This window comes from Pseudomonas sp. PS01298 (assembly GCF_029959745.1).
GTDB lineage: Bacteria > Pseudomonadota > Gammaproteobacteria > Pseudomonadales > Pseudomonadaceae > Aquipseudomonas > Aquipseudomonas aylmerensis.
Window position 1 is genome coordinate 1 of record NZ_JASCPP010000196.1, and the last position, 6,076, is coordinate 6,076.

Annotated in this window: 6 protein-coding genes; 1 reads left to right on the forward strand and 5 read right to left on the reverse strand. The window is 61.2% G+C overall.

Going from position 1 to position 6,076, the window contains the following annotated elements:
- Positions 1–95: 95 nt before the first annotated feature.
- The 5 genes from lnt to miaB form a co-directional block, all read right to left on the reverse strand.
- Entirely contained in the window at positions 96–1,619 is a 1,524-nt protein-coding gene (lnt, locus tag QMX97_RS31375) for an apolipoprotein N-acyltransferase (RefSeq protein ID WP_065910093.1), read from the reverse strand.
- Between the two features lie 8 nt (positions 1,620–1,627).
- Positions 1,628–2,467, reverse strand: coding sequence for an HlyC/CorC family transporter (locus tag QMX97_RS31380; RefSeq protein WP_015373027.1), 840 nt, complete (start codon positions 2,465–2,467; stop codon positions 1,628–1,630).
- Between the two features lie 42 nt (positions 2,468–2,509).
- Positions 2,510–2,968 carry an rRNA maturation RNase YbeY gene (gene ybeY, locus QMX97_RS31385; protein ID WP_106802541.1) on the reverse strand — a complete coding sequence of 153 codons (459 nt, stop codon included), beginning with the start codon at positions 2,966–2,968 and terminating at the stop codon, positions 2,510–2,512.
- Positions 2,961–3,965 carry a PhoH family protein gene (locus QMX97_RS31390; RefSeq protein WP_065910097.1) on the reverse strand — a complete coding sequence of 335 codons (1,005 nt, stop codon included), beginning with the start codon at positions 3,963–3,965 and terminating at the stop codon, positions 2,961–2,963. Before QMX97_RS31390 ends, ybeY begins: the two co-directional genes overlap by 8 nt.
- Positions 3,966–4,191: 226 nt before the next feature.
- Positions 4,192–5,520, reverse strand: coding sequence for a tRNA (N6-isopentenyl adenosine(37)-C2)-methylthiotransferase MiaB (miaB, locus tag QMX97_RS31395; protein ID WP_065910099.1), 1,329 nt, complete (start codon positions 5,518–5,520; stop codon positions 4,192–4,194).
- Positions 5,521–5,651: 131 nt separating this feature from the next.
- Between miaB and QMX97_RS31400 the strand changes: the two genes are divergently transcribed.
- Positions 5,652–5,978, forward strand: a complete 327-nt coding sequence (locus QMX97_RS31400; protein ID WP_065910336.1) for a DUF1820 family protein — start codon at positions 5,652–5,654, stop codon at positions 5,976–5,978.
- The last annotated feature ends 98 nt before the right edge of the window (positions 5,979–6,076 follow it).

A 6,076-nucleotide genomic window follows, 5' to 3' on the forward strand; every position in this document is an offset into this window, starting at 1 on the left:
GGCTTGCTCGCGAAGGGGTGTGTCAGTCAACGTAGCTGTGGCTGAACCAACGCCTTCGCGAGCAAGCCCGCTCCCACATTGTTTTGTCGTGTCTGTCAGACCGTCTTGGCCATCCGGCTCGCGAGCAGCGCCCAGCCAAACAGCCCCAGGCACAGGATGATCAACGGCCACGAGCGCCATTGCAGGTACGGCGTGAGGTTGTGCATCGGCACCACTTCGCCGTAGAGAATGCCGCGCTCGAATTGCGGGATCTGTGCGGTGATCTGCCCGAACGGGTTGATCAGTCCGGTCACTCCGTTGTTGGTGGCGCGGATCATCCAGCGACCCGCCTCCAGTGCGCGCATCTGCGCCATCTGCAGATGCTGCAGTGGGCCGATGGAGCGGCCAAACCAGGTGTCATTGCTGATGGTCAGCAGCAAGTCGCTCTGGGCCGACAGGCCGGCGGCAAATTCCGGGTACACCACTTCGTAGCACACGAACGGCGCGATCTGATAGCCCTTGGCCTGCAGCATCGCCTGGTCGGCGGGGCCGCGGGCGAAGTCCGACATCGGCAGATCGAAGAAGGCGATCAGCCCGCGCAGCATGTCCTGCAGCGGTACATACTCGCCGAAGGGCACCAGCTTCTGCTTCAGGTAGGTACCGTCGCCTTCACCCACCACGGTGACGCCATTGAAATAGCGCTTCTGGTGGTGCACTTCCTGGCGGATCGGAACGCCAGTGATCAGTGCGGTGTGCCGGTCGGCGGCGAACTTGCCCATCATCCCCAGGTAGCCCTCGACGGATTCCTTGAGTACCGGCACGGCGGTTTCCGGCCACACCAGCAAGTCCACGGGCTTGGAGCTGAAGCTCATGTCGCGGTACAGCGCGAGCTGCGCATTGAGCTGCTCGGGGTCCCACTTCATGCTTTGTTCGACGTTGCCCTGGATGGCGGCCACGCTCAGTGGTGCGCCGGAAGGGGCAGTCCAGGCGTGATGCTTGAGGGCCAGGCCGATAGCCCAAGGGGCGACCAGCAAGACCAGGCCCGCGCCGATAAAGGCATTGCGCTTGCTCGCCAGCAGGCGTGGCAGGTTGCACAATAGGGCCGCCGTCAGTGCCAGGGCAAAGGAGATCAGCCAGATCCCGCCGACAGGGGCGAGGCCCGTCAGCGGGCCGTCGAGTTGGCTATACCCGGAATACAGCCACGGGAAGCCGGTGAGGAACCAGCCGCGAAAGGCTTCCTGGCCGACCCACAGCGCGGCAAACGTCAGGGCATCGGCCAGTGGCGCTTCATTGCGACGCAGCCAGCGCGCCCACAACCAGGCGGGCAAGGCAAAGAACCAGGCGATGGCGGCAGTGAACAGCAGCATCAGGAAGCCTGCCAGCAGCACCGAGGCACCACCGAAGTGGTGGATGCTGTAGTAGATCCAGCTGGTGCCGGCGCCAAACAGGCCGAAACCGAAACACCAGCCACGGCCCAAGGCCTGGCGTGGCGTCAGCTCCCGCAGACCGATATAGAACAGTCCGACTGCCAGTAGCGCAAACGGCCACAGATCGAACGGCGCCAGCGCCAGGGTGGTGATGGCACCGGCCGCCACGGCCAGTAGGTTACCGGGCCAGCCGGGTGCGATCATACGGCGCATGTCAGTCCTTAACGGGCAATAGGTGTCAGGCGAATCAAGTGAATCCGGCGGCTGTCGGCATTCAAGATGCGGAAGCGGTAGGCGCCGATCTCGGTGGTCTCGTTACGCTTGGGCAAGTGGCCAAACGCACTCATCACCAGGCCGCCGACGGTGTCGAACTCATCGTCGGAGAATTCGCTGTCGAAGAACTCGTTGAAGTTCTCGATCGGCGTCAGCGCCTTGACCAGGAAATCACCGCTGGGCAGCGGCTTGATGTAGCTGTCTTCTTCGACGTCGTGCTCGTCTTCGATGTCGCCGACGATTTGTTCCAGCACATCTTCAATGGTCACCAGGCCCGCTACGCCGCCGTATTCGTCGATCACAATGGCCATGTGATTGTGGTTGGCGCGGAACTCGCGCAACAGCACATTCAGGCGCTTGGATTCGGGCACGAAGGTGGCAGGACGCAGCAGGTCCTTGATGTTGAAGTTGTCGCCGTTCTCCTTGAGGATCAGCGGCAACAGGTCCTTGGCCAGCAGGACACCCATGACGTCGTCATGGCTTTCACCGATCACCGGGTAGCGCGAGTGCGCCGAGTCGATCACGGCCGGGAGGAATTCCCGAGGGGTCTGGGTCGCCTTGATGCTGATCATCTGCGAGCGCGGGACCATGATGTCCCGAACCTGCAGGTCAGCCACCTGGATGGCGCCTTCGACGATGGCCAGCGCTTCGCTGTCCAGCAACTTGTTCTGATGGGCCTCGCGCAGCAGCTCCAGCAGCTCCTGGCGGTTTTTCGGCTCGTGGGCAAAAGCCTGGGTCAGTTTACCCAGCCATGACTTCTGCCCGTTGCTCGATCGGTCTTCGCTCATAGCGATTACTCTAAATCCTTTGATGTTTCAGTTGAGTGTTGATCAGTTTTCGTCGTCTGCATACGGATCGCGGTGACCCAATTCTGCAAGCAACGTTCGTTCCAGTGCTTCCATTTCTTCGGCTTCGTCATCGTCTATATGGTCGTAACCCAAGAGATGCAAGCAGCCGTGGATGACTAGATGGGCCCAATGGGCTTCAAGTTCCTTGCCTTGCTCCTTTGCCTCGCGCTCGACCACTTCGACGCAGATCACCAGGTCGCCCAGCAGCGGGATATCCAGCAATTCGTCGGGGACGTCGGCGGGGAAGGACAGCACGTTGGTCGCGTAATCCTTCTGGCGCCAGGTGTGGTTCAGTTCGCGGCCTTCGGGCTCGTCCACCAGGCGGATGGTCAGCTCCGAATCGGCGGTGCGCTGGCGCAGGGCCAGGGTGCACCATCGACGGAACTGTTCTTCGCTGGGGGCGGGCGCTTCGGTGGCCAGTTGCAGGTCAAGCTCAAGCATCGCGGCGGCTGTCCTTGGCGGGTGCGTCATCGCGATGATCGAAGCGCTCGTAGGCTTCGACAATGCGCTGCACCAGCGGGTGGCGGACCACGTCCTTGGGCATGAAGTGCGTGAAGCTGATACCCGGCACGTCCTTGAGCACCTCGATCACCTGGGCCAGGCCGGACTTGGTGCCCTTGGGCAGGTCGACCTGGGTGACGTCGCCGGTGATCACGGCGGTGGAGCCGAAACCGATGCGGGTGAGGAACATCTTCATCTGCTCGACCGTGGTGTTCTGGCTTTCGTCGAGGATGATGAAGCTGTTGTTCAGCGTACGACCACGCATGTAGGCCAGCGGGGCGATCTCGATCACTTGGCGTTCGATCAGCTTGGCCACGTATTCAAAGCCGAGCATCTCGTACAGCGCGTCGTAGAGCGGGCGCAGGTACGGGTCGATCTTCTGGGCCAGGTCGCCGGGCAGGAAGCCAAGCTTTTCGCCGGCCTCGACCGCCGGTCGCACCAGCAGGATGCGGCGCACTTGTTCACGCTCCAGGGCGTCAACGGCGCAGGCTACCGCCAGGTAGGTCTTGCCGGTACCGGCCGGGCCGATGCCGAAGTTGATGTCGTTGCCGAGGATTTCCTTGACGTAGCGCTGCTGATTCAAGCCGCGCGGGCGAATCATGCCTTTTTTGGTGCGCAGGGCCACGCTGGCTTCGGCCACAGGGTTGTTGGCCAGGTCTTCCACGGCCGATTCCTGCAGGTACAGGTGCACCGTTTCCGGCGACAGCTCACTGCCCTTGGTTTCACGGTAGAGACGGCGCAGCAGGTTTTCTGCGGACGTGGTGTGCTGGGGTTCACCAATGAGTTCGAACTGATTGCCGCGGTTGCGGATCTCGATGCTCAGGCGTTGTTCGATCAGGCGCAGGTGCTCGTCGAACTGTCCGCACAGATTGGCGAAACGGCGAGCCTCAAACGGCTCGAGGAGAAAACGATGGGGTTCTGCTATGGGTGCGTTCAAGGTTGCTTTTAGCCGCCCTTTGGCTGTTTAGGTGAAATAGAGGATAACGCCAGCCGCCGGTGTGCGAAAGCACTTATGTAGGCGGGGTCCACTCTCAGGAACCAAGGCGATCCCTGTGAGGGCTGGCTTGCCGGCGAAGGGGCGGCACATCCAAAAGAGCTGCCGCCTGTTTCACCGCTATCGCAGGCAAGCCAGCGCCCACAGTTGAGCTTCGTGTGTCCTGAAGTCAGTTGATCAACGAGCCGCGCAACGAGTGCGGTTGCGCCGCATCGATGTGCACATCGGCAAACTGGCCGATCAGCGTGGGATTATCGCAGCGGAAGTTGACGATTCGGTTGTTCTCGGTACGGCCCTGCAATTCGCCCGGGTCTTTTTTCGAGTAGTCGGTGACCAGGATGCGCTGGGTTGAGCCGACCATTTGTCGGCTGATCTCGAAACCCTGCTGGTTCAAGCGATGTTGCAGGGCATTCAGGCGCTCCTTTTTCAGCTCTTCCGGGGTTTCGTCCAGCAGGTCCGCCGCTGGGGTGCCCGGGCGCTGGCTGTAGACGAACGAGTAGGAGAAGTCGAAACCGACGTCTTCGATCAGCTTCATGGTCTGCTGGAAGTCTTTTTCGGTTTCGCCAGGGAAGCCGACGATAAAGTCCGAGCTGATGCAGATACCCGGCACCGCCGCGCGCAGCTTGCGCAGTTTGGATTTGTATTCCAGCGCGGTGTGGTTGCGCTTCATCGCCGAGAGGATGCGGTCCGAGCCTGATTGCACCGGCAAATGCAGGTGTTTGACCAGCTCCGGCACTTCGGCGTGAGCCTGGATCAGGCTGTCGGAGAACTCCAGCGGGTGCGAGGTGGTGTAGCGAATACGCTCGATGCCGTCGACGGCGGCGACCACCCGGATCAGCTCCGCCAGGTCGGCCAGGCGCCCGTCGTGGGTCAGGCCGCGATAGCCGTTGACGTTCTGGCCCAGCAAGGTCACTTCGCGCACGCCGTTTTCGGCGAGGTGGATGATTTCCGACATCACGTCGTCAAACGGCCGGCTGACTTCTTCACCCCGGGTGTAGGGCACCACGCAGAAGGTGCAGTACTTGCTGCAGCCTTCCATCACCGACACGTAGGCACTCGGCCCATCGATGCGCGGCTCGGGCAAGTGGTCGAACTTTTCGATTTCCGGGAACGAGACATCGACCTGCGGCAGCTTGGTGAAGCGTGCGGCATCGATCATTTCCGGCAGGCGGTGCAAGGTTTGCGGGCCGAACACCACGTCCACATAGGGCGCGCGGTCGCGGATCGCCGCACCTTCCTGGCTCGCCACGCAACCGCCGACGGCGATCACCATGTCCGGGTTGGCCAGTTTCAATTCACGCCAGCGGCCCAGCTGCGAGTACACCCGGTCCTGGGCTCGCTCGCGTATCGAGCAGGTATTGAGCAGGATCACGTCGGCATCTTCGGCGCGGGCGGTGACTTCCAGGGCCTGGTGTTCACCCAGCAGATCGACCATGCGCGAGCTGTCGTACTCGTTCATCTGGCAACCGTGGGTTTCGATATAGAGCTTCTTGGCCATGGGGATCGTCAACTGGTGGTAAAGAACCGCGCATTATAGGGGGCATGCCCATTGGTTCCTAGCGTTGTGCATCGGGTGCCATGCTATAGTTCGCGCCCTCTTTTATATCCCCGATGTGTTATTCGCCCACCATGACCAAACGTGAAGCTCCAATCTATAAGGTGATTTTCCTTAACCAGGGCCAGGTGTTCGAAATGTACGCCAAGCAGATCTATCAAAGTGATCTGTGGGGCTTCCTGGAAGTGGAAGAGTTCGTCTTTGGCGAGCGCACCCAGTTGGTCGTCGACCCGGGCGAGGAAAAACTCAAGGCGCAGTTCGAAGGCGTGGTGCGCAGTTTTGTGCCGATGCATTCGATTGTGCGCATCGATGAAGTCGAGCGCCTGGGCACGCCGAAAATCAGCGAAGCCCGGGGCGTGAGCAATGTCATGCCGTTTCCGGTGCCGATGCCTGAGAAGTAAGGCTTAAGACCGCGCCGATCCCTTCGCGAGCAAGCCCGCTCCCACATTCGATCGAGTTCCACCTTTGGAATGCAGTCGAATGTGGGAGTGGGCTTGCT

Bases quoted from the DNA above. Each gene is read 5' to 3' on its own strand.
- lnt (WP_065910093.1), bottom strand. From the start codon at position 1,619: ATGCGCCGTATGATCGCACCCGGCTGGCCCGGTAACCTACTGGCCGTG.
- QMX97_RS31380 (WP_015373027.1), bottom strand. From the start codon at position 2,467: ATGAGCGAAGACCGATCGAGCAACGGGCAGAAGTCATGGCTGGGTAAA.
- ybeY (WP_106802541.1), bottom strand. From the start codon at position 2,968: ATGCTTGAGCTTGACCTGCAACTGGCCACCGAAGCGCCCGCCCCCAGC.
- miaB (WP_065910099.1), bottom strand. From the start codon at position 5,520: ATGGCCAAGAAGCTCTATATCGAAACCCACGGTTGCCAGATGAACGAG.
- QMX97_RS31400 (WP_065910336.1), top strand. From the start codon at position 5,652: ATGACCAAACGTGAAGCTCCAATCTATAAGGTGATTTTCCTTAACCAG.